At 63.3% G+C, this 24,840-nt stretch carries 20 protein-coding genes, 1 other RNA gene and 4 pseudogenes; 14 read left to right on the forward strand and 11 right to left on the reverse strand.

Going from position 1 to position 24,840, the window contains the following annotated elements; translation table 11 throughout:
* Window positions 1-147: 147 nt before the first annotated feature.
* Window positions 148-561, reverse strand: a complete 414-nt coding sequence (locus XBLMG947_RS23535) for a DUF6624 domain-containing protein (RefSeq protein ID WP_245228116.1) — start codon at window positions 559-561, stop codon at window positions 148-150.
* 55 nt (window positions 562-616) lie between these two features.
* Between XBLMG947_RS23535 and XBLMG947_RS23540 the strand changes: the two genes are divergently transcribed.
* A complete protein-coding gene (locus XBLMG947_RS23540; protein ID WP_245228117.1) occupies window positions 617-1,063 on the forward strand; it encodes a hypothetical protein in 447 nt (148 codons plus the stop codon).
* 117 nt (window positions 1,064-1,180) lie between these two features.
* Here the strand turns inward: XBLMG947_RS23540 and clpB are convergent, their stop codons facing one another.
* Entirely contained in the window at window positions 1,181-3,766 is a 2,586-nt protein-coding gene (clpB, locus tag XBLMG947_RS06840) for an ATP-dependent chaperone ClpB (RefSeq protein ID WP_065467152.1), read from the reverse strand.
* Window positions 3,767-4,187: 421 nt separating this feature from the next.
* Between clpB and XBLMG947_RS06845 the strand changes: the two genes are divergently transcribed.
* Window positions 4,188-4,493 carry a GIY-YIG nuclease family protein gene (locus XBLMG947_RS06845; RefSeq protein WP_065467154.1) on the forward strand — a complete coding sequence of 102 codons (306 nt, stop codon included), beginning with the start codon at window positions 4,188-4,190 and terminating at the stop codon, window positions 4,491-4,493.
* Window positions 4,494-4,538: 45 nt separating this feature from the next.
* Complete coding sequence (locus XBLMG947_RS06850) at window positions 4,539-5,246, forward strand: glutathione S-transferase (protein ID WP_065467156.1); 708 nt, start codon at window positions 4,539-4,541, stop codon at window positions 5,244-5,246.
* A gap of 228 nt (window positions 5,247-5,474) precedes the next feature.
* Here XBLMG947_RS06850 and XBLMG947_RS06855 read toward each other — a convergent pair whose 3' ends face one another.
* From XBLMG947_RS06855 to XBLMG947_RS23545, 4 genes and pseudogenes are all read right to left on the reverse strand, one after another.
* Window positions 5,475-6,293: a DUF3014 domain-containing protein gene (locus XBLMG947_RS06855; RefSeq protein ID WP_065467158.1), complete on the reverse strand. Its 819-nt coding sequence runs from the start codon at window positions 6,291-6,293 to the stop codon at window positions 5,475-5,477.
* A 401-nt stretch (window positions 6,294-6,694) separates the two neighbouring features.
* Complete coding sequence (locus tag XBLMG947_RS06860) at window positions 6,695-7,864, reverse strand: lysozyme inhibitor LprI family protein (protein WP_065467160.1); 1,170 nt, start codon at window positions 7,862-7,864, stop codon at window positions 6,695-6,697.
* The gene (locus XBLMG947_RS06865; RefSeq protein WP_065467162.1) at window positions 7,861-9,462 is read right to left on the reverse strand and encodes a SulP family inorganic anion transporter; all 1,602 of its coding nucleotides are present in this window, start codon (window positions 9,460-9,462) and stop codon (window positions 7,861-7,863) included. The genes XBLMG947_RS06860 and XBLMG947_RS06865 overlap by 4 nt, the downstream gene beginning before the upstream one ends.
* 311 nt (window positions 9,463-9,773) lie before the next feature.
* Window positions 9,774-10,021, reverse strand: a pseudogene (locus XBLMG947_RS23545) (IS3 family transposase); the annotation flags it as partial.
* An 18-nt stretch (window positions 10,022-10,039) separates the two neighbouring features.
* On the opposite strand from XBLMG947_RS23545, the gene XBLMG947_RS23925 reads away from it, so the two are divergent.
* Window positions 10,040-10,168, forward strand: a complete 129-nt coding sequence (locus XBLMG947_RS23925; RefSeq protein WP_258077740.1) for a hypothetical protein — start codon at window positions 10,040-10,042, stop codon at window positions 10,166-10,168.
* A 258-nt stretch (window positions 10,169-10,426) separates the two neighbouring features.
* Window positions 10,427-11,131 (forward strand): type III secretion system effector XopAV, encoded by a 705-nt coding sequence (xopAV, locus tag XBLMG947_RS23550; protein WP_245228119.1) that lies wholly within the window; start codon window positions 10,427-10,429, stop codon window positions 11,129-11,131.
* A gap of 251 nt (window positions 11,132-11,382) precedes the next feature.
* Here the strand turns inward: xopAV and XBLMG947_RS06880 are convergent.
* Window positions 11,383-11,458: non-coding RNA, sX9 sRNA (locus XBLMG947_RS06880), on the reverse strand.
* 60 nt (window positions 11,459-11,518) lie between these two features.
* Window positions 11,519-11,720, reverse strand: a pseudogene (locus tag XBLMG947_RS23555) (IS5/IS1182 family transposase); the annotation flags it as partial.
* 130 nt (window positions 11,721-11,850) lie between these two features.
* Here XBLMG947_RS23555 and XBLMG947_RS24120 point away from each other — a divergent pair.
* On the forward strand, window positions 11,851-11,943 hold the full coding sequence (locus XBLMG947_RS24120) for a helix-turn-helix domain-containing protein (protein WP_139074368.1): 93 nt from the start codon (window positions 11,851-11,853) through the stop codon (window positions 11,941-11,943).
* A gap of 971 nt (window positions 11,944-12,914) precedes the next feature.
* Here the strand turns inward: XBLMG947_RS24120 and XBLMG947_RS06890 are convergent.
* A complete protein-coding gene (locus XBLMG947_RS06890; protein WP_065467166.1) occupies window positions 12,915-13,139 on the reverse strand; it encodes a hypothetical protein in 225 nt (74 codons plus the stop codon).
* 189 nt (window positions 13,140-13,328) lie between these two features.
* Here XBLMG947_RS06890 and XBLMG947_RS06895 point away from each other — a divergent pair, with 189 nt between their 5' ends.
* Window positions 13,329-13,568 carry a hypothetical protein gene (locus XBLMG947_RS06895; RefSeq protein ID WP_065467168.1) on the forward strand — a complete coding sequence of 80 codons (240 nt, stop codon included), beginning with the start codon at window positions 13,329-13,331 and terminating at the stop codon, window positions 13,566-13,568.
* 257 nt (window positions 13,569-13,825) lie between these two features.
* Here XBLMG947_RS06895 and XBLMG947_RS06900 read toward each other — a convergent pair.
* A pseudogene (locus tag XBLMG947_RS06900) lies at window positions 13,826-14,290 on the reverse strand (transposase); the annotation flags it as partial.
* Between the two features lie 268 nt (window positions 14,291-14,558).
* Between XBLMG947_RS06900 and xopAF the strand changes: the two are divergent.
* Together xopAF and XBLMG947_RS21255 are read left to right on the forward strand one after the other, a co-directional pair.
* A complete protein-coding gene (gene xopAF / locus XBLMG947_RS06905) occupies window positions 14,559-15,419 on the forward strand; it encodes a XopAF/AvrXv3 family type III secretion system effector (RefSeq protein ID WP_245228120.1) in 861 nt (286 codons plus the stop codon).
* 198 nt (window positions 15,420-15,617) lie between these two features.
* A pseudogene (locus XBLMG947_RS21255) lies at window positions 15,618-15,863 on the forward strand (transposase); the annotation flags it as partial.
* Window positions 15,864-15,994: 131 nt separating this feature from the next.
* Here XBLMG947_RS21255 and XBLMG947_RS06915 read toward each other — a convergent pair.
* A complete protein-coding gene (locus XBLMG947_RS06915; RefSeq protein WP_065467182.1) occupies window positions 15,995-16,474 on the reverse strand; it encodes a DUF3574 domain-containing protein in 480 nt (159 codons plus the stop codon).
* Window positions 16,475-16,789: 315 nt separating this feature from the next.
* Between XBLMG947_RS06915 and XBLMG947_RS06920 the strand changes: the two genes are divergently transcribed.
* The 5 genes from XBLMG947_RS06920 to otsA all read left to right on the forward strand — a co-directional run bounded on the left by XBLMG947_RS06920 (window position 16,790) and on the right by otsA (window position 24,608).
* On the forward strand, window positions 16,790-19,225 hold the full coding sequence (locus XBLMG947_RS06920) for a TonB-dependent receptor plug domain-containing protein (protein WP_065467184.1): 2,436 nt from the start codon (window positions 16,790-16,792) through the stop codon (window positions 19,223-19,225).
* Window positions 19,226-19,803: 578 nt separating this feature from the next.
* Window positions 19,804-20,226 (forward strand): hypothetical protein, encoded by a 423-nt coding sequence (locus tag XBLMG947_RS06925; RefSeq protein ID WP_139074364.1) that lies wholly within the window; start codon window positions 19,804-19,806, stop codon window positions 20,224-20,226.
* Between the two features lie 434 nt (window positions 20,227-20,660).
* Entirely contained in the window at window positions 20,661-21,419 is a 759-nt protein-coding gene (gene otsB, locus XBLMG947_RS06930; RefSeq protein ID WP_065467186.1) for a trehalose-phosphatase, read from the forward strand.
* A 46-nt stretch (window positions 21,420-21,465) separates the two neighbouring features.
* Window positions 21,466-23,244: a glycoside hydrolase family 15 protein gene (locus tag XBLMG947_RS06935; RefSeq protein ID WP_065467187.1), complete on the forward strand. Its 1,779-nt coding sequence runs from the start codon at window positions 21,466-21,468 to the stop codon at window positions 23,242-23,244.
* Entirely contained in the window at window positions 23,241-24,608 is a 1,368-nt protein-coding gene (otsA, locus tag XBLMG947_RS06940) for an alpha,alpha-trehalose-phosphate synthase (UDP-forming) (protein ID WP_065467189.1), read from the forward strand. The genes XBLMG947_RS06935 and otsA overlap by 4 nt, the downstream gene beginning before the upstream one ends.
* Window positions 24,609-24,840: the final 232 nt, after the last annotated feature.

Genomic DNA, 24,840 nt, shown 5'->3' on the forward strand with positions numbered 1-24,840 from the left:
TCCGGATCCGCCCGCAAGGCATCTGCTCTGCGCGATGCCGATCGACAGCCGCACCGCGCGCGCTGGCCTGAGCGGTCGTCGCCGTGCACGGCGACGGGCCTGGGCGTCCACCGCGGGCGGTCCTGGCGTTGCTCGCTCGGCTGCCGATCAGCGCACCGATTGATGGTAGAGGTCTTGCAACATCTTTTTGTACTCCGCCATGGGAGGCAGTCCCATGGCGCGACGACGCGCCTCCAGTCCGGCTTCGTCCTCGGTCGGCCGCAGCGACATGCGGCCATCGGCATCGGTCATAAACTGTGTGCCGTAGCGTTGAGGTTTGCCTTGCGCGAGCAAGACGCGGTAGGTAAGCAGCGCAACATCGCCCGGCATCACATCGTGCCGGGCAAGCGCCGCTTCCATCAACGCCAGGGCTTGCGCCTGAAACGCCGGATCGGCGTCGGCATGCTGCACCAAGGTCCACGCCGCATTGGCGCCGTCTTCGCCTACCAAGCGGCGTCCCGGCCAGCCATGGGCAGCGACGACCTGCTTGAGCCAGGCGGTATTGTCGTGATCCACCGGCACGACGGACGCCCAGTCGGCCGGTTTGCCCCCCCGCGGCGATCGCCGCGTTGCGCACGTGTTGATCCTTCTCCACACGCACGAGCAGCTCCTGTCGCAGTTGCGGATCCTGTGTCGCCTGCTGCTGTGCACTGACGCGTTCGGCCTTCGCCAGCAGCGCAGGCCAGCCTGGAGTCTTTCTCAGCCGATTCAGACCGGGGCGATCCTTGCTGCGCAAATCGTCGATGGAAATACGCCCATGCGGCAACTCGCCGTCAAGATAGCGCAAGGCTTGGTCGGTCTTTCCCGCCGCAGACAGGCATTCCGCACGCAGCAGTTCACCGCTCTGTGGCAGTTGGCTGGACGCACGCTGCAAGGCAGCCATCAACTCGGCGCAGCGCGCATCGTCCTCGGATTCGTAAGCCGTGAGCGCGGCAAAGATATCCGGCGTGTCTTCTGCATGGAGGACACCACCCATCCCATCGCAAAGACAATGGAGATCGAATACAAGCCAATGCGCATCTGAAACTCATTGCCAGATGAGGACTACCACGGCAGTGGCGCGCGAGCGTGCCCGCGCGCTCCGATGACCCGCATAGCGCCGCCTGGTCGCCCGCATCTTGCGCCACGCCCCGGCGTCCGATCAAGCCTTGCCGAACTCCAGATGTCCGCCCTGGGCGCGCACCCGCACGGTGTCGCCGCTGACGTACTGGCCGGAAAGGATCTGCTGCGCCAGCGGGTTCTCCACCTGCGATTGGATCGCGCGTTTGAGTGGGCGCGCGCCGTACACCGGGTCGAAACCGACATTGCCGAGCAGCTCCAGCGCGGCATCGTCCAGGTCCAGCTTGAGGCCCCGCTCGGACAGGCGTTTTTCCAGCCCATGCAACTGGATGCGCGCGATCGATTTGATCTGCGCCTTGTCCAGCGGATGGAACACCACGATGTCGTCCAGCCGGTTGATGAACTCGGGGCGGAAATGCGCCTGCACCACGCCCATCACCGCGGCCTTCATCTGCGTGTAGGCCTCGGCGCTGCCGTCGCCGGACAATTCCTGGATCTGGTGCGAACCGAGGTTGGAGGTCATCACGATGACGGTGTTGCGAAAATCCACGGTGCGGCCCTGGCCATCGGTGAGGCGGCCGTCGTCGAGCACCTGCAACAGGATGTTGAAGACATCGGCGTGCGCCTTTTCCACCTCATCCAGCAGGATCAGCGAATACGGACGACGCCGCACCGCTTCGGTGAGATAACCGCCCTCTTCATAGCCCACGTAGCCCGGAGGCGCACCGATCAGGCGCGACACCGAATGCTTCTCCATGAACTCGCTCATGTCGATGCGGATCATCGCCTCGGTGCTGTCGAACAGGAAATCGGCCAGCGCCTTGCACAACTCGGTCTTGCCCACGCCGGTGGGACCTAAGAACAGGAACGAGCCGCTCGGGCGATTGGGATCGGACAGGCCGGCGCGCGAACGGCGCACCGCATCGGACACCACCTTGATCGCCTCGTTCTGCCCAACCACGCGATGATGCAGTTCGTCTTCCATGCGCAACAATTTGTCGCGCTCGCCTTCGAGCATCTTGTTGACCGGAATGCCGGTCCAGCGCGACACCACTTCAGCGATTTCTTCGGCGGTCACACGGTCCTGCACCAGCTTGAAATCGTGGTGTTCCACTTCGTTGGCCAGCAGCATCTGCTTTTCCAGCTGCGGCAAGACGCCGTACTGGATCTCGCTCATCTTGGCGTAGTCCTGTCGGCGCTGTGCGGCCTCCAGCTCCAGCTTGGCGTGCTCGATCTGCTCCTTGATCTTGGTGGTGCCCTGCAGCGCGGCCTTCTCCGATTTCCACACCTCGTTGAGATCGGAGAACTCGCGTTCGAGCTTGTCGATGTCGCTTTCCAGGTCGGCCAGACGCTGCCGCGAGGCGTCGTCCTTTTCCTTCTTGAGCATCTCGCGCTGGATCTTGAGCTGGATCAGGCGACGCTCCAGGCGGTCGAGCTCCTCCGGCTTGGAGTCGATCTCCATGCGGATGCGCGATGCGGCTTCGTCCATCAGGTCGATGGCCTTGTCCGGCAACTGGCGATCGGTGATGTAGCGGTTGGAGAGCGTGGCGGCCGCCACGATCGCCGGGTCGGTGATCTCCACGCCGTGATGCACCGCGTAGCGTTCCTTCAGCCCACGCAGGATGGCGATGGTGTCTTCCACCGTCGGCTCGCCCACGAAGACTTTCTGGAAGCGGCGCTCCAAGGCTGCGTCTTTTTCGATGTACTTGCGGTATTCGTCCAGCGTGGTGGCACCGATGCAATGCAGCTCGCCGCGCGCCAACGCCGGCTTGAGCATGTTGCCGGCGTCCATCGCGCCATCGGCCTTGCCGGCACCGACCATGGTGTGCAGTTCGTCGATGAACAGGATGATCTGGCCTTCGTTCTTGGACAGGTCGCTGAGCACGGCTTTGAGGCGTTCTTCGAATTCACCGCGGAACTTGGCGCCGGCAATCAGCGCGCCCATGTCCAGCGACAGCACGCGCTTGCCGCGCAGGCCCTCGGGCACTTCGCCGTTGATGATGCGCTGGGCCAGGCCTTCGACAATGGCGGTCTTGCCCACGCCGGGTTCGCCGATCAGCACCGGGTTGTTCTTGGTACGCCGCTGCAAAACCTGGATGGTGCGGCGGATTTCTTCGTCGCGGCCGATCACCGGATCGAGCTTGCCGCTCTCCGCACGCGCGGTGAGATCGATGGTGTATTTCTCCAGCGCCTGACGCTGTTCCTCGGCATTTTCCGATTGCACGGTTTCGCCGCCGCGCAGCTTATCGATGGCCGCTTCGATCTTCTTCTTGTCGCCGCCAGCCGCGCGCAGCGCCACGCCCAGCGGGCTGGCATCGTCGGCGGCTGCCAGCACGAACCATTCGCTGGCGATGAAGGCATCGCCGTGCTGCTGGGCGAGCTTGTCGGTCTGGTTGAGCAGGCGATTGAGATCGTTGCCGATCGATAGATTGCCTTCCTGCCCGGACACCTTGGGCAAGGTGTCCAGCGCCTCGCCGAGGCGCTCACGCAGCAACGGCACGTTGACGCCGGCCTGCGACAGCAGCGGGCGCGTGCTGCCGCCGCTCTGGTCGAGCAGCGCGGCCAGCACGTGCACCGGTTCGATGATGTTGTGGTCGCGGCCCACGGCCAGCGACTGTGCGTCGGCCAGTGCCTGCTGGAACCGCGAGGTGAGCTTGTCCATCCGCATGGGGAATCCTCTGAACAGGTGGCCGGCACCGCCGGCGATACCGTGCAGATGCGGTTGCCGAGCGCGGTTTCAAGGCTTGCCGGTGCCAGGGGTGGGTCGCGGACACGCCCCGTCGGGCTTGTCGAAGGCGTTGCGCGCAGGCGGTCTCCTGCAACTGCGTCGCGGTTCTGCTCCGAGTGGGCAGTCACTGGCTGGCGGGAGGCGCGTGGCACCGGCGCCGGGCGTCAGCTCGCCACGCCCGGCGCCACACGATCCGATACACCGTCGGCGCTGGCGGTGCCGCAGCCCGGCGAGTCGGGCTGCACGCGCGTGGGCCTCGGGCGGCCCGTGGCTGCAACGTGCCCCGCCCTTAGCCGACGCGACAGCGTCTGCACCTGAGATGCGCACTGCGCACCCTGGCGCGAACGGCGATAATGCGCGAATGGATGCACCCAAGCCCTGGCACCTCTACCTGCTGCTGTGTCGCAACGGCAGCTATTACGCCGGCATTACCAACGATCTGGAGCGGCGGTTTCAGGCGCATCTGCGTGGCACCGGTGCGCGTTACACGCGCGCCAATCCGCCCGTGCAGCTGCTCGCCAGTCGCCCCTACCCGGACCGCGCGAGCGCGTCACGTGCAGAGTGCGCGCTCAAACGCCAGCCACGTGCGCGCAAGCTCGCCTGGCTGCAGGCGCAACCGAACGATGCGAAGTCACAACCTGCTGACGCATCGCTCACGCACCTCTAGCCATCGTTTTTCTACGCTGCAGCGCCCTCGACTGCGGAGCTGCGCATGCACTATCAGCTGTATTACTGGACCGGTCTGCAAGGCCGCGGTGAATTCGTCCGCCTGGCGCTGGAAGACGCCGGCGCGGCCTATACCGATGTGGCCCGGACGCAAGGCGACGAGGTCATGACCGAGTTTCTGGAAGGCGAGCACGCGGGTGCGCGACCATTCGCACCGCCATTTCTCAAGGCAGGCGATGTCGTGGTGGCGCAGGTCGCGGCGATCCTGCACTTCATCGGCCCGCAGCTACAGCTGGTGCCCGATTCGGAGCCGCAGCGTCTGCAGGCGCTGCAACTGCAGATGACGATCACCGATCTGGTCGCCGAGGTGCACGACACGCATCATCCGATCGCAACTGGCCTGTATTACGAAGACCAACACGCCGAAGCGGCCAAGCGTGCGCAGGACCTGCGCGACAATCGCCTGCCCAAGTTCCTTGGCTACTTCGAGCAGGTGCTGCAACAAGCTGGCGGCACCCATGCGCTCGGCACGCATTCGTACGTGGATCTTTCGCTGTTTCAGCTGATCAGCGGCCTCGAATACATGTTCCCCAAGCGCATGGCGACATTGGCAAACGATCTGCCAGGACTGAAGACGCTGCAGCAACGCGTGGCCCAGCGACCGCGTGTTGCCGCATATCTGGCTTCCGAGCGACGTGTGGCCTTCAATACGTCTGGCATCTTCCGCCATTATCCCGAACTCGATGCAGCCTAAGCGGCGGCGACGGGTCCCGCGCGACCATTGCAGCAGGCCAGCGCCAGACGACGATGTGGCACTGGATGCGTCGCCGACTGTTGTTATCGTTCACCCGCCACAGCCGCCCGGGCGGCAACGGGCGCATGCGGCGGCGACGCGTGCGCCTACGCACTCACCCCGTGCGAACGAACGCAGCGCCGCATGACATGCGGCCCTTAGCAACGAACGGTTGAGGCGCAAACGGCCTCAGCGCCCCTGCAGCAGCGCCGCGCGAATCCGCTGCAATTGCGCTTTCACTGCCGCAGCTTGCGTCGGCCCCAGCCGCAGCAGCGCCTTCTGCCCCACAGACAACGCTTCCAGCGATGGGTCCGTAAAGCGGTACCGGCCACGGTCGTCGCGTTGCACTTCGATCGGTTGCGTGGGCTCAGGTGTGCGTAGCAAGTGATCGATTACATCCATGACGCGGTCGTTGAAGTACCGGTCCGGTGCGCCCAGATCCGCATATGCCTGCTGAAATAACGGATAAAAGCGCACGTAGCTGCGCGCCAGGCTCTGCGCATCCACAGTGGTGAATGCGGCTACGTAAGGCGCATAGCGCGCGGCATTGGACTGATCGATCAGCTGGCGATTGCCTGCGCCGGAGACCTGCAACTCGCCAGGCAGCGGCTGCAACACCAAGGCACGGCGGCTGATGCTGGGCTGGGTCAGATTGTCGATCATCACCACCACGCGTTCGATCAGGTGCTTGCGCAACACGATCGACAACGCCGCGTCGTCCTGCACCAGCGCCAACAGCGCTTGCCAGGAGGCCTCATCGCTTTGCGCCAATGCGGGAATCGCCGCCTCGGCGGCATCGGCCGAGGCGGCCGGCAGCGGATGACGCGGCTCGCTGCTCACCGGCTTAGGCTGCGGGTTGACCGCCGCGACGACTGCGTCGGCGGTACGCGTGATCGGCGCGGGCAAGGTGGGCTCGGTACCGGGAGAGCCACTAAACAGCCACCAAGCGGCGGCGGCGATCACGGGAACCGCCAACAACCACGGCCAGCGCGAAGATGTGGTTTGCATCGTGGAACTCCTGACATCGACAACATACAGGGTGAGACCGTGGGATGTCGCGGTGGTTCCATCGATGTTCGGTGATGGCCTGTTCAACCGAGTCAATCGAGGGCGCAGTGCCCTTACCGCTCGCGGGAAACGCCGTGAACCCGTCCACGGGGACCAACCTTCCCGCAATCGGCAAGCACACCGCACCAGGCATTGGTAGATGGTTGATCGACGAGCACAGACCCACCGCCATGCACGCATCACGCGCACCGACCATCTCGACCGGTCCTTGCCCGTCTCCGGTCCGCGGCGGGGATGCAGAACAAGCACTCACAGGGACGTACGTGCAACGCGTTCTGCGATGGCGAGCGGGCAAGGACGTGCAGCAAACCTGCAGCGTCTTACCGCTGCAATGCACTCACTTATCCCGCAACATCCAATCGCGCATTCACCCAGGCTGCGACGATGGCGGCAGCGACCTGATCGGCCTGCTTGGCCGGCATCCGCTTTTCACGCACTAGCCAAGTGGACGTCTCCGCGCGCACCTTGGGCAATAGCGCGCGCATGGCCTTGCGCTGGGCTGCGGGCCACTCGCGGTCCTCGCCGGACCAGGCGGCAATCGCCTGGTCGGGATCCTTGCCGTAGCGCTTGCGCAATTCGGGCTGCAGATACAGCGCCGGCGATACGGCTGCCCGCAGCGCAATGATGCGCCACTCGGCGTAGCTGGCGTAGCGAATGGTGCCGGCGTCCTTGCTCAAGGCTTCGATCAACCCGGCGAAACCGGCATCCAGCTGCTGCCAGCCGGGCAGCGCGAACAGCCCACCGGGCGGTTCGCAGATCGGCGCGAAGCTGTCGCGTGTCGAGCCATACAACGGGCCGAACGCATCGTAGGCCGGCTCGCCCACCGCAGCGAAGATGAAGCAATGCACATAAGGACGCTGCGTACTGTCGTCGCGCTCGATCCACATCCGCAGCAGCGTCAGCACGCGTTGCTGCGGTTGCATGGCGGGCACTCCATCCACATCGTCCAGCAAGGACGCTGCGACAGTGTCGGTGTTGCGCAATGCCTTGTGCGCGCTTTCGAAACGTGCCGTTGCCAATGCCGCGTCCACGCCCGCTGCAGGCACGAATTGATGCAGATACGCCAACCATGCCGATGCCAATGGCGCGTCGTAGCCCTGCAACTGGCGCGCCGCATCCGCAGGCGCTTTCGGAATGCCGGCGATGATGCGGTCCAGCGTTTGCTGCTGGGCGGTGAGCGTCTTGCCGAGTGCGTCGACCCTGGTTTTCAGGCTGCGCTGCAGGCAGTCGTCCAGCTTGGCGTCTTGCGCGCAGGCGTTGCGCTGGCGTACCCAGACGCGCTGCTGATCGCGCACGGCGGCAACCGATGCGTGGGGCGTGGCGTCCAGCACGCCGCGGTACGCCTCATCCAGCTGATCGTCCAGATTTCCGAGCGCAGGCACCGCACACAGCCGCTTTTCCACCGGCGTGCCCGCCTGCTTGCAGTCGAACGACGCCGACCATGCCGCGCCGGCGCACAGCAACAACGCGCTGCCCACAATGCACTGCGCAGCTCGTCCCCGATAGGTCACTGCACCGCCGCCTTGCGCGCAGGCAGTAGCGACAGCAGCAGCAAGGTCGCCGCCAGCGCAACGTAGGCACCGACGAACTGCCAGCTGATGACACGCGCCAGGCCTTGCAGCGACCACGGCAAATAGATGCCACCACGCGGGTCCACCGAGTGGATCAACCCGAACAAGGTCAGCCCGGCCGCCACCAGCAAGAACACCGCGCCACGCCGCAGCCGGCCATCGATCATCGCCACCACCGTGGCGATCCACAGCATCGCGGTGATGATGAACCCATTGCCCAGCGCGAAGATCACCGCCAGCTCCGGCAGCCCGTGACCATCGACCTTGGTGGTCAGCGCCACCAACTGATCCGGCGCGATCCAGCCCGGTGCCTTGATCGTCAGCAGGTACGCGATCGATGGCAGAAAGCCCAGCACCATCGCGCCGGCATGCTGTTTAGGCGTGGCCTGGAATGCCTGCGTGGTGATGTCGATCGAGACGTACACGATGATCGGCGCCAGCACCGCCAGCGGTAGCCATTGCACCAGTCCGCTGATCACCCCGAGCATGCCACCGATACCGACGAACACCCCCGTCAGCAGCGTGTAACCGGAGCGCGCGCCCATGTGTTTGTACGCAGGCTGGCCGATGTAGGGCGTGGTCTGCGCCACTCCGCCGCACACACCGGCCACCAGCGTGGCCAAGGCTTCCACCAGCAGGATGTCGCGGGTGCGGTAATCATCGCCAGCAGCGCGCGCGCTTTCGCTGACGTTGATGCCGCCCACCACCATCAACACGCCGAACGGCAGCAGCAACGGCAGGTACGCCAGCGTCGCCGGCAAGCCCTCGATGAAGCCCAGGTTCGGCAGCGGCAGCACGATCTGCGGCGGATTCCAGGCCGGCACGGCAAAACCAGGCGCACCCAATCCGGCCAGCCCAAGCCCGTAATACAGCGCGGTGCCGATCAAAAACGCCACCAGCACGCCGGGCAACTTGGTCGGCAAGCGGCCCTTGGCCAGCAGCACGTACAGCAGCAGGCCCAGGGTGACGAAGCCGGCAACCGGCGAGCGCAGCGTTTCCAGCAACGGCAACAGGCCCATCAGCACCAGCGCGATGCCGGCGATGGAACCGAGCAAGGCCGCACGCGGCAGCGCGCGCGTCACCGCCTCGCCCACGAACGACAGCACCAGCTTGAGCAGGCCCATCACTACCAGGGCGGCCATGCCGAGTTTCCAGGTGGCGATGGCGGCGGCCTGCGGGTCCAGACCTTGCGCCTTGAAACCGGCAAACGCCGGGCCGAGCACCAGCAACGCCATGCCGATGCTGGTCGGCGCATCCAGGCCCAGCGGCATCGCGGTGACGTCGTCGCGCCCGGTGCGTGCGGCCAGCCGCCGCGCCATCAAGGTGTACAGCAGATTGCCCACCAGCACGCCGAAGGCGGTGCCGGGGAACATGCGCGCGAACACCACTTCGGGCGGGAACTGGAAGATGCCGACCAAGGCCATCGCGATGAAGCCGAGGATGGACAGATTGTCGACCACCAGGCCGAAGAAGCCATTGAGGTCGCCGGCGACGAACCAGCGCGGCGGTGCCGCAGGACGCGAAGAGGGAGCCGACATAAGAACCAAAGAAGCGTGGGAGTCGGCCGATGGTAGCTGCTGCACCGTGCCTGCAACAGCGTTCGAATGCAACGCGAAGCATGCGTCATTGCAATGAGGGGCAATGCAGGCCGTCGCATATCAAGGCAGGTGTGCTTTCCATGCCGTCCACTCAGATGCCATCGCGATCACCGCTTACGGCGCGCACCGCCAGACAGGCCCCCTCAAACGCCCATATATAGCCCGCTGCCATACCGTGGCGGCACGGCTTGCTACCAAATGCACGCCCTGACACCTGCTGCCACTTCACTGCAAGCCCCATTCAACAAACACCGGCGCCTGATCCGCTTGCGTTTGAGCAGGCCGAAGAAGCTCTCCCACGGGGCGTTGTGCCCCAAGGGCAGGCTTCGCGCATGTGGCGGTTGCCGCGCCGTCTCATGCTGCACATCACGCCAGGGGCTGCCAGCAAACCCTGCCGGTGATCGCTGGTGTAGATCAACCCTTGATCTGAGTAAATCAGCCAGTCGAATGCACGTTTGCGCCGCAACCCTGCCGATAAGCAGGGCTGCACCACCAGCTGCTCAACACGCTGACCACATTGGCCAGCTGGCTGGCAGGACTACGCTGCGAGTCCACCGGCATCGTGCACTTTCTATCGCCGGGTAAACGCACGCACAAGCCCTACCCGATGCCGCGTATCGGCCGCAAGGCCATGGTCATCCGCTGACCGATGACGTTCGCTGGCATGCATGCGCATATTGCCCAACGCAGTCCGCATGCAGATGACGTTGATGCTGTAAAACGTGGGGGCTTGAGAACCTGGGGCATTCCATCGGAATTGACCGCTCAATCTCTTCTGTCACCTTCGTTGCCATCACCTCTTCCGCCCGGCTTCGCCGCAAGCGCGACGTTTTCGGCTCCCGAGCGAGGACGGCGGAGTTCGATGAGAGTATTGCATCCTCGACAATTCCTGGTGAGGTATCCCATGCGTCCCGCAGCGTTGCCATCCATGTCGCCTACGGTGAGAAGACAAGAAATAGATCTGGAAAGCGGCCGTGCCGAGATCGAACTCGGCAACACATCGTCGCGACATGGCGACGCGCAAATAAATACGCAATTGCAAGGCTTGCCGCAGCAACCGGCGCGCAGAGCGCCGACCAGAACAACGCGGCAACAGGTTGCAAGCCATGTCTCAACCGTCGCCGGCCTCGGTGCCGCTCTCACTAGCCTGGCCTCGATCCCCCCAACGGGGATCGCATTTGTCGGCTTTCTCAGCGAGAAAGATCAACTTGTAAAATCCAGCGGGATCGCAGCATTGGCCGGTATCGCCACCACCTGCGCGCTGACTGCCGTCCAGCGGCTGGCACGCGCTTATGCCTATGGATACAACATCGGTTCCAGAGCGCAAGCACTGGGAACGACCGAAGGCTGTATGCAGCGAGCTCTCGATATTGTCACGGTACCCGAAGAGCACGAGCGTGTGGATCATCCGATGAACGAGCATGAGAGCAACCAGCTCGCCGAGGATCTGCTGCGGTTGGCAACGTGGGAGCCTTCCAACTTGCAACCCGGTCTGTGGGAGGCGGCCAGCGGCATTGGCGATGACGCCGGTGCGTTGGTCGATCGCTTGCTTGCCTTTAGAAGAGCCGATACGGCAGCAGCGTCCGCTGCATCATCTTCCGGGGCATAACGTACGCGCACTGCCGCAAAGAAATGACTCCAGCCCGCATCGTTCATTTGGATCCTGTCGCTGGCGCAAGGCACGTACGGTCAGCCCAGTGCCGTGATCCTGCATGGTAGCGTGCGATTGGTTGGCTCTTAGGAATGTCCGATCAACGCCATCGGAGGGTGCGCCAAACCGCATTGGCCAGGCTGAAGGCTCTTGGGCCCTCGATTTTCAGCACGCTGACGCATTTTCGTGGGTGGCCCCGAACTAAGAGCGGCTAACAAAACGTAGCGAGCAGTCGTCAGGCGGGTGTGGACGGCGCGCAGGAACCGCAGTGTACAAGTGGTACATGAGGATTCCGAGCACCGGCCGCGCCCGCCTGGCGGCTGCGTAGTAGTTTTGTTAGCCGCTCTAAAGACGATTCGGCCATGGCAGCCAATAATGGCGTCGCTCCAGCGACAGGTTAGACAGCGCAAACAGCGTCAGCACCTGCGTGGCGTTGTTCGCCACGCAGCAATCGCGCACCTTGACGTAACCGAACTGCGCTTGAGCAGCCGGAACGGAGGCTCCATCTTCGCCCGCAGGCAGCCTCGGCACGCTCCCATCGCTTACCCATTTCAATTGGCGCTTGTGTCTGATGGACCCCCTTCCTATAACGTTGGCCAGCTAGACCTGGAAAAGTCGGCGAGACTCCGGCCTGGGGGGCCCGTCGCCATGAAGAAGTCGAAGTTCACGAAGAGCAGATCGCGTTGGCTCTGAAGCAGCCCGACACGGGCACCACGGTCGAGGAAATCTGTCGCAAGATGGGCATCAGCCAGGCCACAGTCTATGCGTGACGCAAGAAGTTCGGTGGGCTCGGCGTTGCCGAGCTAGGCCAGCTTGAAGAAGAGAGCCGCGCGCTCAAGCAGCTGGTTGCCGATCTGAGCGTGGACAAGCCGATGTTGCAGGACGTGCCATCAAAAGGTTCTGGTTGATCGGTATCGATTGGGGTTCGTCGAGCGCAGACGGTCGTCAAGCAACGTCGGTCGGCGCGGCATTACCAACCTCGGGACTGATTAAGGCGCCACCGCGTCGCGACCGTGCGGGTCGGTTATGGTTGTTGGCCGATCTTCGTGCTGTTGCGTAGGTAAGGCCGGAAAGCCAACCACACGCGTGTGTACCGCCTGTACTGCCAAGCCGGCCTAAACCTGCGGCGCAACCTGCACGCAGACGCAGGGCTGCAGCACACCTGCTGGAGCGCACGATCCTGACTGGACCTAATCAAGTGAAGCCTGGAGCATGGATTTCGTGGCGATGCATCATTGGACGGGCGTCGCTTCCGCGCCCTGTCCACCGTGGACAATTTCATGAAGGAACGTTTGGTCATGGAAATGCATCAGCAACTCGCCGGCGAAGACGTGGCGGCAGTGACGGAACTGTCTGCGTTACCAACGCGACCTGCAGCAACGCATCCAGATCGATAACGGCAGCGAGTTCACCTTGATGGTGATGGACCGCCGGGCCTACGACAATTGGAGGTTCGTCCTTCGCATTATTTCTTCTCGTTCTCGATCAACACAGTCGCCTCTTGCGGTTTATTAACCTCCTGGATCAGCAACGAGGCATCGCAATGAAAACAATAAAAAAATTATTAACATGTTCCGGCTCTTTCACGTCTCCTGGTTCTCCGCCGGATCACGATGATGTAGATAGGGCCGGCGAGTCCAATCAAGGCCCGGCGAGACCTGGGGAACATCGCCTTTCCGGGCTCACCGATAGGCCAATTCCCCCTCGGCCGCAGGCCGCGCCAGCATATGCATTCAGCTCGTCAGAACGCCAGGTACGCACAAGGATCAAGACGCAATTGTTGCCAAGAATCAACGATCTCCTCGAGCTTTGCAGGACGCTCGATGTCGAAAGTATCCCGACTGATCAAGCCGAGGCGTTGCAGTCCCTGATGCAGCAGCGGGTTCAAGGGACACTCGTCCATGCTGGCCAGCCAATTGGTGGAGGCGACGACTTGGAGGAAGCCGTGAAAAGGCTTGAAGATCATGTTGAAGACTACTTCCGACGAAACCCGGACATCGCCCGGCCGATATTGCAGCCTCAGCTGCCCGCGGTCGCGACCTCAGATCATGTCAATACGTCATATAGCTCACGTCGGCCATTATTGTCCCCATACATGCTGAGACCTAACCCGGTGACGCGAGAGGGACGGCGTGCAGAGATCAGCAATGAGGTCATGCGCGCTGCCCTGAAAATGGTGCACGTGCCTTCCCAGACGTCGAGCGCGATGGAACAAGCGGAAAATGTAGTGGATACCAAAGTTGGGAACTTTCTTGAGGCAATCAGGCAAAATAAACAAGTGGATATGATGGTGGTAGCGACAGCGAAAGAACACAAGGATAACGCCTCAGATCTGGTGGACGCACTGAGGAACCTTGTCAAGTCCCAACCGAGACTCGGGCGAAGCTGGGACTGAGGTAATGACAGCGGCTAACAAAACTACAGTGCAACTGTCGGGCGGATGCGGCGGATGCGCGGAATCGGCATGTACCACTCGCATTTTGCGGTTATGAGCTCGGCATCCACACTCAGCCGGACCTGCTCGCTGCGTTTTGTTAGCCGCTCAAAAGAGCGACCTGCAAGCCATTGGTAAGTCGTGTGATGGATGGAACACCAAGATGCATATGGTGACCGCAGAGGCTCGAACAGCCATTGCATCTGGATTAACGCCTGGAACGTATATGACGTACCTGCAGGCTGTGGGTTACGTGGAAATCTGGGGCTAGCCGTCCTGTTCTTGGTCGAACTGGGCGCAGCGACGATCGTGGCATCCGCGTCCACGATCGTCAGCTACGCGGAGTCTGCCCCTAGCGCGACAGCTGCGCGTTGCCCCGGTTGAACAGCTTGCGCGGCACATCCTGTCGCCCCCGGCAAGTGGCGGACATTGAGGGTCGTCATCTCATCCGGCACCTCGTCCAGACCAGCGATCTTCGCAAAGCGGTGCAACGACGCGGTGTCGTAGGAGGCCTCGTCAGCCGACAAATCGCTCAGTGCATACCATTGCTGCAAAAAGTGGATGCGCAACGTCGTCTCTAGCGGATACGGCTGCCCCGACTTTGGAGTATGCGGCGCGATCAGCGCCAGCAAGTCACTCCACAGCACTACCTGATCCGTCTCGGCCAAGAACACCTCGCGCAGCGTCTGCTTGCGTGTGCCGTCGCACTCCGCGTTGCCGAAAGAAGTTGCATCGTTATCGTCACGTTGCCTCTACGCGATTGTCGGAGGTTGAGGGCGAGTTGTTCAGACCTTCCTTAAACGCTCGTAGATCAGATCCCGCGGCATCCGCGCGTGCTGACATCCGATGTCCAGATCTTTCGTGATTCACTACGAATCTTCCCGATTCTCATGAGCTTCTCCGGGCACTGCATTAGCATCTCCTGCCATCACTGAGCAATGACTTACCCACATGGGCAACTGCTTTTCACCCGTTTCTGCTGCTGAGGGTCGCACTTATAGGCAGGACCACGACACGCCTATTAGCTCCTGGCCAGAGCCGACTTTCTCGGAGCAGTCTTTTACACCTGCCGATAGCGGTCCATTGACTGGATTAAGCGGTCGCCCGACGAAGATTTCGCATCATCGCCTCGCACAAGATGATGACGTGCTCGTTATGGCGCCTGTCACCGACTACCAGCAAACGCGATCACATCCGCACACTCAGATAAAGGATCGTAGCCAATCGGCGTTCCCTATCGTCGATGTTAAAGGTGCCAACGCGGCACAAGGTAGAGCGTTCGCGATCGATCATTTCACAACTGTCAAGGTGGCCGGTTTCAACTACAATGTGCCCAACGATGCAGATACCACGCATCTGTATAGCACCGGCACCAGTTTGCCCAACACGCCAGTGATCACGGACGGTATGGGGGCTTGTATAGCGATCGCATTTGCGGCTGAACGCATCAATCCAGAAAACAGGCACCCGATGCCGGGGGCGAAGGTGCGTGTATTCCATGTCTATCCATTTGCCAGGGAGGAGCTTGCGCCTGGCGAAGTGATAAACGCCATTCAGCGCTATATCGAAAAAATTCGACGCGATGGGTTGACGCTGCGTGCTGCGATGCACGGCGGATTGAGCAGCAGCGAGTCGTCACTGGCGACAGCCAGCGAGTTGCGGGCGCTGTTTGACAGCCAACAGGTGCCCGTAGAGTTTGATGAGACATGTGATGAACGAGCGGAGGAGACGCCACTTGGTGCAGTCATCAATGACGACTATTCGGTCGACTTCATCACTCGGCTCGTCGCTACGGACTATCTGCATGATTGAACCCGCTAGCAGAAGCGGGCGCTGAGCATGAGGACGCCATAGAAGCACCAGGGAACCTCTGAACAACGTGACACGAACGCACGACACTGTCGGCTCGCAGTGAAGAGGCATCCATGCAACTGACATTCGGTGACGCCGCCGCTCTAGGCAAGCGCAAGCAGACCGGAGTCGCTCCCTGGAAGCAACTGCTTGCCCTGGTGGAATTTCGCGAAGAAGGCGCACATCGGGGTGGAAGAATTCTCCGGGCGGGTAACCCATTTGCAGTGCACCGCAGCCAACGTCGCCGATGGCGCGGTGACGCACGCATTGCTGCACGCACAGGAAGACAGCGTGTTTGGCGACCGCAGCTACACGGGTGCGGAAAAACGCGACGAGCTACAGAGCTGGAAGGCTGTATTTTTCATTGCCGCCAAGCGATCCACGATTCGGGCCATCGGCAACAAATGCAAGTCAATGACCGTGTCGCGCTGTGCGCGTACGCACACAGCATCAACGGCAGCAGCACGGCCCGCCAGCGCTGCTGGCACCACCACAGCAAAAAAATGCCGGTAGCGCGACGCTCGCCTAAAGAGCGCTCAGAACGACACGTCCACCGCCTGCCGCGACCACAGCACCGACTGGTGCCCGGTGGCCTGCTTCCAGGCCAACCGGATCGCTTCGATGTCGCGGCGCCGTTGCGGGGTGTCTTCGTGCAGGATCACCAGCACCTTGGTCCCCAGGCGGTTCGGTTCCTTGGCGCCGCGGAACAGCCACTGGCCGTAGGCGTCGAACACAGTCAGGCCATCGGGAAAGCGCGGGGTCACTTCCTTGTCCAGAAACGCGCGCCACTGGGTCTCGTCGATGGTGCGGGTCTGCGGGCGGTCGGCCGGGCCGGTTTCTTCGCCCACCCCAAAGTAGAGCTCGCTGCGTATCCAGCCGCGCGCATCGCCGGGGCGTTGCGCATCGCCCTGCATGCTGGCGGTGGTCGCCGCCGCGGCGGGTGTCTTACCCGGCGTGGTGACACAACCAGACAACGCCAGCACAGCGGCGATCAACACGGATGGCAGCAACTTCATCGATTTCTCCAATGGTTTCAGGGGGCAAGGGACAGCACTGCGTGCGTGACGCGCCGCAGTCGGCGCTTGCAAAGGCAAGCGTGATGAGGCAAGTGTACGAGCAGCACGGCTGCGGGCGTGACGCCGTGGGCGTCAGTGCTCATGCGATTGGGATATCAGCTGATGCGCGCCCGCGCACCGCGCCATCTCGCGCAGGCCTGAACAACGCGATAATATCTCTCTATCTGGATGAATGTGGAACAGTCCGCCCCCTTGCGCACCAGCCCGGCCGGACGCCGGCCCTGCTGCGCGTTTGCAGTTGCAGGAGTAGAGAGCATGACCCGCCCCACCCTTTCGGTTATCGGCCTGGCCATCGCAGCCGTGCTCAGCGCCAACGCGCAAGCCCAGCAGGCCGATGCCGGCGCCACCACGATGGACACCATGATCGTCACCGGCACCCGTGCCAGCGACCGCACCGTGCTGGAATCGACCGTGCCGGTGGATGTGCTCACCGCTGACGATATCCGCAAGGCCGGCGTGGTCAACGGCGAGCTCGGCAGCGCGCTGCAGGCACTGCTGCCCTCGTTCAACTTCCCGCGCCAGTCCAACTCCGGCGGCGCCGACCATATCCGGGCCGCGCAATTGCGCGGGCTTTCGCCCGATCAGGTGCTGGTGCTGGTCAACGGCAAGCGCCGCCACACCTCGGCACTGGTCAACACCGACAGCAAGATCGGCAAGGGCACCACACCGGTGGATTTCAACTCCATCCCGATCAACGCGATCAAGCGCATCGAAGTGCTGCGCGACGGTGCCGGCGCGCAATACGGCTCGGATGCGATCGCCGGGGTGATCAACGTGATCCTCGACGACAACGCCGAGCGCGGCGAACTGGAAACCAGCTTCGGCGCCTACAACACCGACGTCAAACCGATCGATCGTCGCGTCACCGACGGCCAGACCAGCTATGCCAGCGCCAAGGTCGGCACGCTGCTGGGCGACGATGGCGGCTTCTTCAAGGTCGGCCTGGAGCTAAAGAATCGTGAGGCCACCAACCGCGCCGGCTTCGACCAGATTCCGCCGTTCGAAGAACAGACCCCGGCCAATCTGGCGCTGAGGGGCCAGCGCAATTACGTGCTCGGCGATGGCGCCAGCAAGGGCCTGAATGCCTGGCTCAACACCAAGGTTCCCTTCAGCGCCAGCGGCGAGTTCTACGCCTTCGGCACCTACAACCAGCGCGATACCGAAGGCGCCAATTACTTCCGTTACCCGGACAGCAGCGCCAATTGGCGCGAGCTCTATCCCAACGGCTACCGCCCGATTTCCGAAGGCGAGAATCGCGACCTGCAGATCGTGGCCGGCGCACGCGGGCAATGGGGCGACTGGGATTACGACGCCAGCGTCAACCACGGCCGTAACGACTTCACCTACCGGCTACGCAACTCGCTCAATGCATCGCTGGGGCCCACAAGCACCACGCGCTTCAAGACCGGCGATTTCGCCTTCGCGCAGACCGTGGGCAACGTCGACCTGACCCGCGTGTTCGACGCCGCCGGTGCTACCCACACCTTCGGTACAGGTGCCGAATTCCGCCGCGAGCACTATCGCACCCACGCCGGCGACCCGGCCAGCTACGCGGCCGGCCCGTTCACCGATCGCCCAACGGGATCGCAGGCGGGCGGCGGGCTCACCCCGCAAGACGAGGCCGATCTGTCGCGCAATGTGGCCAGCGCCTACGCCAACGTGTCCAGCCAGTTCGGCGACAAGTTCTCCACCGATCTGGCCGGGCGCTACGAGCATTACCAGGATTTCGGTAGCCAATGGACCGGCAAGCTCGCGGCACGCTACGCGTTCGCCCCGGCATTCGCGTTGCGTGGCGCCATCTCCAACAACGTGCGCGCGCCCTCGCTCAGCCAGATCGGCTACGAGGCGACCTCCACCGGTTACGACGCCGCCGGTCGCCTGACCCAGGGGCGCCTGCTGTCGGTCAACAACCCCATCGCGCGCGGGCTCGGCGCCACCGACCTGAAACCGGAAAAGTCGGTCAATTACAGCCTGGGCTTCACCAGCAAGGTGGGCGATCACTTCGACCTGTCGCTTGACTTTTTCCAGATCGACATCGACGACCGCATCGCGCTGTCCGAAGACATCACCGGCGATGCGCTGACCAGCTTCGTGCAGCAGAACTACGGCGTCGCCGGCGTGCAGAGCGCTAGCTACTTCCTCAATGCCGCCGACACCCGCACCCGCGGCGCCGAGCTCGTCGCCAACTGGCGTAGGTACGCCTTTGGCGGCGACCTGCTGCTGACCGGCACCTATAGCTACGCCAAGACCGAACTGCAGAACATCATCGCCACCCCGGCGCAGTTGCTAGCGTTGGACCCGGAGTACGTGCTGTTCGGCGTGGAGGAAAGCAACACGCTCACCGACGCCGCACCGCGCACGCGCGCCGCGCTCGCCGCCAACTGGAGCAACCAGCACTGGAACCTTCAAGCGCGCGTCAACCGCTACGGCAGCGCCACCCGCGTGTTCGATTTCGGCGGCGGCTTCGTGCCACGCCAGACCTACGGCGCCGAATGGCAGCTGGACCTGGAAGCCGAATACCACCTGGGCACGCAATGGACGTTGGCCATCGGCGGACAGAACATCCTGGACAACTATTCGGACCGCTCCATCGACGATATCGCCTACTTCGGCAACCTGCCCTACGACGTGCTCTCGCCGATCGGCAGCAATGGTGCGTACTGGTATGGACGGGTGCGCTACAGCTTCTGATCGCTTGCCAGCGCGACAGTACGCGAGGCGCCTTGCGCGCCCTCGCAGAGCAGGCAAGAGCGCCGGAACCGATTCGCGCGACCAGAACGCCCCGTCAAAAACGAACTCAGCCGTACAGTGTAACGGCGTTGGCGGAAGATCACCTTGCATCGGCGCACCGCACTACTGCACTTTCGCCTAAGGCCCGATCAATTCGCAACACGAACGCAGCCGCCTGCAGCTGAATGGTCATGCTTTGGCGTCATTCCGCTCTGGGAGTTGCCATGCGCCCTGTTGACTTCAAAATTGGCCTGCCGCACGCGATGTCCACGGACGAAATTACACCCGTGGACAACGCAACGCACCCGACATCGCCATCCGCCTCAGACAGCAGCCACGCACATTCTCCGACAGCGCTCCCGCGCGCGCCGTCCAGACAGGCGTTACGCAGCCGCCAAGGCCCCCCACCCCACTCCCGGCAACTTGACGTCTCCGCACTGCCCCCCATCCCCGAAGAGCAACATGACCAGGAGGACCCCTCTGATCGCGCAACCGCATCTGCATCGTACCGCGCGAAATTGCTTAGCCTGATTCCGACGTTGGGAGACGACGACGCGTCGCTGGACGCATTCGGGGCGATGATCGAGAATGCCAATCGTGCCAACCTGGAGGCCCCGAATCGGGAGACGTCGCAGCAGCTTTACGGCCAGGCGGCGGCGATGCCACGCGATAGCACGCACTTGCTGAGCCTAATTCCGACGCTGGGCGACGACCACGCGTCATTGGAGGCATTCGGGGCGATGATCGAACGAGTCGATCTCACACGCCTGGACAGAAGGTTGGCAGAGCAATACACGCCTCGCACAGTGGCAGCGACGCCGGATCCGGACAGGGCTCGCCTGCTCCAGCGTATCCATGACGTGGACCCGGAAGCCGGCGCTCGCGTGGCGGAGTTCGTCCAACATGTCGAAGAGCTCACAAAGCTCAAGGAGCGCGAGCGAGGGCGTCGGCTAGGCAACTGAGTGCAGTCGCCCTGGCTACGACCCTTACCCGGGCCGCACCGAGACCATGCCGCTCTCCGAGCCCGTGACGTGGGCTTAGATGAGATTGCTCTGAGAGGAGATGCCCTCTTCCCCGTGGTGCGGCGCGCCGGCCCGGCCGGCCCGAGGTGAAGCCGCGGGCGCTCCATTCCATGCCAGCGGACGGCCCAGCGGTTAAGTGAAGTAGTGTTGGCGCTTCATTATTGTCGACCCACCGCAGGTCGCTTCAAGCCCATCTCCGCGGCATCGCGCACCAACGATGCCGCCGACAGCTCGCCTGCGGCCTGCTGCACGGCGGCGTGGCTGGCGTTCAGAGCACCGGACGTTCCGGCAGCCAGCAGCCTCCAACCGAGCATGCCGGCACGGCAACGTGCCGCTCTACCTGACGCTAACGCCCGCTGCGTCACCATGACTGGATGGCAGACGCGCACTCCCCCCTCCCGTCGCCGCCATGGCTGGACGATGCCTGCGCATTGTTTCTGGACGTGGACGGTACTCTCATCGACTTTGCCGACAGCCCCGAGGCAGTTCGGCTATTGCCCGAGGTGCGCGACGCCATCGGCTTGCTGAGCGAGCGCCTCAACGGCGCCGTTGCGCTGGTCAGCGGTCGCCCACTCGCTCAGCTGGATGCCCTGTTCGCGCCGTTGCTGCTGCCGGCCGCCGGCCTGCACGGGCATGAACTGCGCAGCGACACTGCGGCGCGCGCAGCGATGCCACAGGACACGTCCGAGTGGCTGCATGGCCTGCACCAACGCGCCGCCGCGCTCACCCACCGGCATCCCGGCGTCCTGGTCGAAGACAAGGGCGTCAGCGTGGCCCTGCATTGGCGCGCGCAGCCGCTGGCTGGCCCCGACGTGCTTGCCTTCGCGCAGTATGAAATCGCCCAGCTTTCCGGTTACCGCCTGCAGCCGGGTGATCATGTCGTGGAGTTCGTTCCCGAAGGCAGCAACAAGGGCCAGGCGGTCGAACAGCTGATGCAGCACGGTGCCTTCGTGGGCCGTACGCCGGTGTTCGTGGGCGACGACCTCACCGACGAATTCGGCTTCGACGCAGCCAACCGGCTCGGCGGCTGGAGCGTGCTGGTGGGCGACCGCGACCAGACCAGCGCGCGCTATCGCGTGCCAGGCACGGCCGCCGTCCACGCGTGGTTGCAACAGAACGCACGCGGCGCCTGAGCGTCCGCCTCTCCCTTTCGTCATTGCATAGGATTGTTCGTACTTCATGACCGAGCCAAACCTGGATCTGGGCGTCATCGGCAACTGCAGCTTCGGCGCATTGGTGGATCGGCAAGCACGCGTAGTGTGGAGTTGCCTGCCCGCCTTCGACGGCGACCCCGCCTTCTGTTCGCTGCTGTCGCCCAAGACCGAGGGGGGCGACTTCGCCGTGGAGCTGGAGGATTTCGCCAGCAGCGAGCAGCATTACCTGCCCAATACCGCAGTGCTGCGCACGGTCTTGCGCGACAGCAATGGCGGCGAAGTCGAGGTGATCGATTTCGCACCGCGCTGGCGCAATAACGGCCGCTTCTACCGGCCGGTAAGCATCATCCGCCAGGTCCGTCCATTGGCCGGCAATCCGCGCATCATCGTGCGCGCCCGCCCGCTGGCCGACTGGGGTGGCCGCACGCCGGACACTACCTGGGGCAGCAATCACATTCGTTGGGTGTTGCCGGAATTCACCCTGCGCCTGACCACCGATGTCCCGGTGCGTTTCGTACGCGATGGCCTGCCCTTCGTCCTCAGCCACCCGATCAGCCTGGTGCTGGGCGTGGACGAATCGCTGACGCGTTCGCTCACCGGCTATGTGCAGGAAGCGCAGGAGCGCACCGAAGAATATTGGCGCGAGTGGGTGCGTTATCTGTCGATCCCGCTGGACTGGCAGGAAGCGGTGATCCGCAGCGCGATCACGCTCAAGTTGTGCCAGTACGAAGACAGCGGCGCCATCATTGCGGCGATGACCACCTCCATTCCGGAAGCGCCCAACACGCCGCGCAACTGGGATTACCGCTATTGCTGGCTGCGCGATGCCGCCTTCGTGGTACGTGCGCTCAACCGCCTCGGCGCCACTCGCACGATGGAGCAGTTCATCGGCTACATCTTCAACATCGCCACCGCCGACGGCACCCTGCAGCCGCTGTACGGCATCGGTTTCGAATCGCAACTGGAAGAACACGAAGTCGACACCATGGCCGGCTACCGCGGCATGGGCCCGGTGCGGCGCGGCAACCTGGCCTGGATCCAGCAGCAGCACGATGTCTACGGCAGCGTGGTGCTGGCGTCCACACAGCTGTTCTTCGACCTGCGTCTGAAGGATCAGGGCGATGCGGACACCTTCCGCCGATTGGAGCCGCTGGGCGAGCGCGCCTACGCGCTGCACAACGTGCCCGATGCCGGCCTGTGGGAATTCCGCGGCCGCGCCGAGGTGCATACCTATACCGCTGCAATGTGCTGGGCGGCCTGCGATCGCCTGTGCAAGATCGCCGAGCGGCTGGTGCTGCCCGAACGCATGAGCTACTGGCGCGAGCGTGCCGACAGCATCCGCGAGCGCGTGTTGAACGAGGCCTGGAGCGAGGAACGCGGCCACTTCACCGACACGTTGGGTGGTCACCGCCTGGATGCATCGCTGTTGCTGCTGGCCGACATCGGCATCGTCGATGCCGACGACAGCCGCTTCGTGCGCACGGTCGAAGCGGTCGGCCGCGTGCTCAAGCATGGCGATGCGCTGTATCGCTACATCGCACCGGACGACTTCGGCGAGCCGGAAACCAGCTTCACCATCTGCACGTTCTGGTACATCGATGCGCTGGCGTCCATCGGCCGCAAGGACGAGGCGCGTGAATTGTTCGAGCGTATTCTCGCGCGCCGCAATCACCTGGGCTTGCTGTCGGAGGATCTATCGTTCGAGGACGGCGAAGCCTGGGGCAATTTCCCGCAGACCTATTCGCATGTTGGCTTGATCATCGCAGCGATGCGCTTGTCGCGGAGCTGGCAGGAGGCGTCATGAGTCGTTTAGTAGTGGTCTCCAATCGCGTTGCAGTGCCCGGCGAAAATCGCGCTGGCGGCCTGGCGGTTGGCTTGCTGGCTGCGCTCAAGGAGCGCGGCGGCATGTGGTTCGGCTGGAGCGGCAAGACCGCGCGCGGCGACAGCGGCGGCATGCATGAGCAGAAAGAAGGCGACATCACCTTCGTCACCATGGACCTCAACAAACGCGATATCGATTCGTACTACAACGGATTCGCCAATCGCACGTTGTGGCCGCTGCTGCATTTCCGTCTGGACCTGGTCGATTACGACCGCGCCAAGCGCGAAGGCTATCTGCGCGTCAACCGCCTGTTCGCGGAAAAACTCGCGCCACTGCTGAAAGACAGCGACACCTTGTGGATTCACGACTACCACATGATCCCGCTCGGCGCGATGCTGCGGGAGTTGGGGGTGGGCTGCAAAATGGGCTTTTTCCTGCACGTGCCGATGCCCTCGGCCGATCTTGTGCAGGCCATGCCCGAACACGCGCGCTTGTTCAGTACGTTCTATGCGTATGACCTGGTCGGCTTCCAGACCCAGCGCGATGCCGAACGCTTCAAGGCCTATGTTCGTCTGTTTGGCGGCGGCCGCATTCTGGAAGGCGATCTGGTGGAAGGCCCAGGCGGGCGCCGCTTCACTGCATCCTCGTTCCCGATCGGGATCGATACCGATCTGATTGCCAACCAGGCCAAGGCCTCGGTCGGTAAGCAGGCCGTCCGCGATTTAAGCGAAAGCCTGCGCGGCCGCCAGTTGGCCATCGGTGTGGACCGCCTGGATTATTCCAAGGGGCTACCGGAACGCTTTCAGGGCTTCGAGCGCTATCTGGAACGCTACCCGGATCAGTCCGGCAGCCTGACCTATTTGCAAATCGCACCGGTCTCGCGCGGCGATGTCACCGAATACCGTCAATTGCGCAGCCAGCTCGAACAGATCGCCGGCCACATCAACGGCGGCCACGCAGAGCCGGACTGGACACCGCTGCGCTACGTCAACCAGAACTTCAGCCACGCTACGTTGACTGGCTTCTATCGTGCGGCGTCTGTGTGCCTGGTCACTCCGTTACGCGACGGCATGAATCTGGTCGCCAAGGAGTTCGTGGCGGCGCAGGACGCGAAAGACCCGGGTGTGCTGGTGCTGTCGTTGTTTGCAGGTGCTGCCGACGAGATGAAGGAGGCGCTGCTGGTCAATCCGCACGATCTGGATGGTGTCGCCGATGCGATTGCGACGGCGGCGAGCATGCCGTTGGCGAGCCGCATCGAACGCTGGCACGCGATGATGGACCACCTGCGCAAGAACAACATCAACCACTGGCGCCAGCGCTATCTGGAAGCGCTCGCCGAGGTCTGATTGCATCCCTCTTTCATGGGGAGAAGATGGTCGAAGGGCGGATGAGGGGAAGACCGCAAGCGGGCGATGACTGCGCGCTTCCCAAGCGACTCGCTGCTTGCCGCAAACGCAGCAAGCAGTTGCCAGGCTCGATCAAATCGCTGCGTGCCTGCAACGGTGTGGCAGTCTGGGACGTCGATGCTTTGCAATTGCCGTCGGCACGGCGGCACTTGGGCAATCCCTCGCGAGCCGT

This window comes from Xanthomonas bromi, from assembly GCF_900092025.1.
GTDB classification, from domain to species: Bacteria; Pseudomonadota; Gammaproteobacteria; order Xanthomonadales; family Xanthomonadaceae; genus Xanthomonas; species Xanthomonas bromi.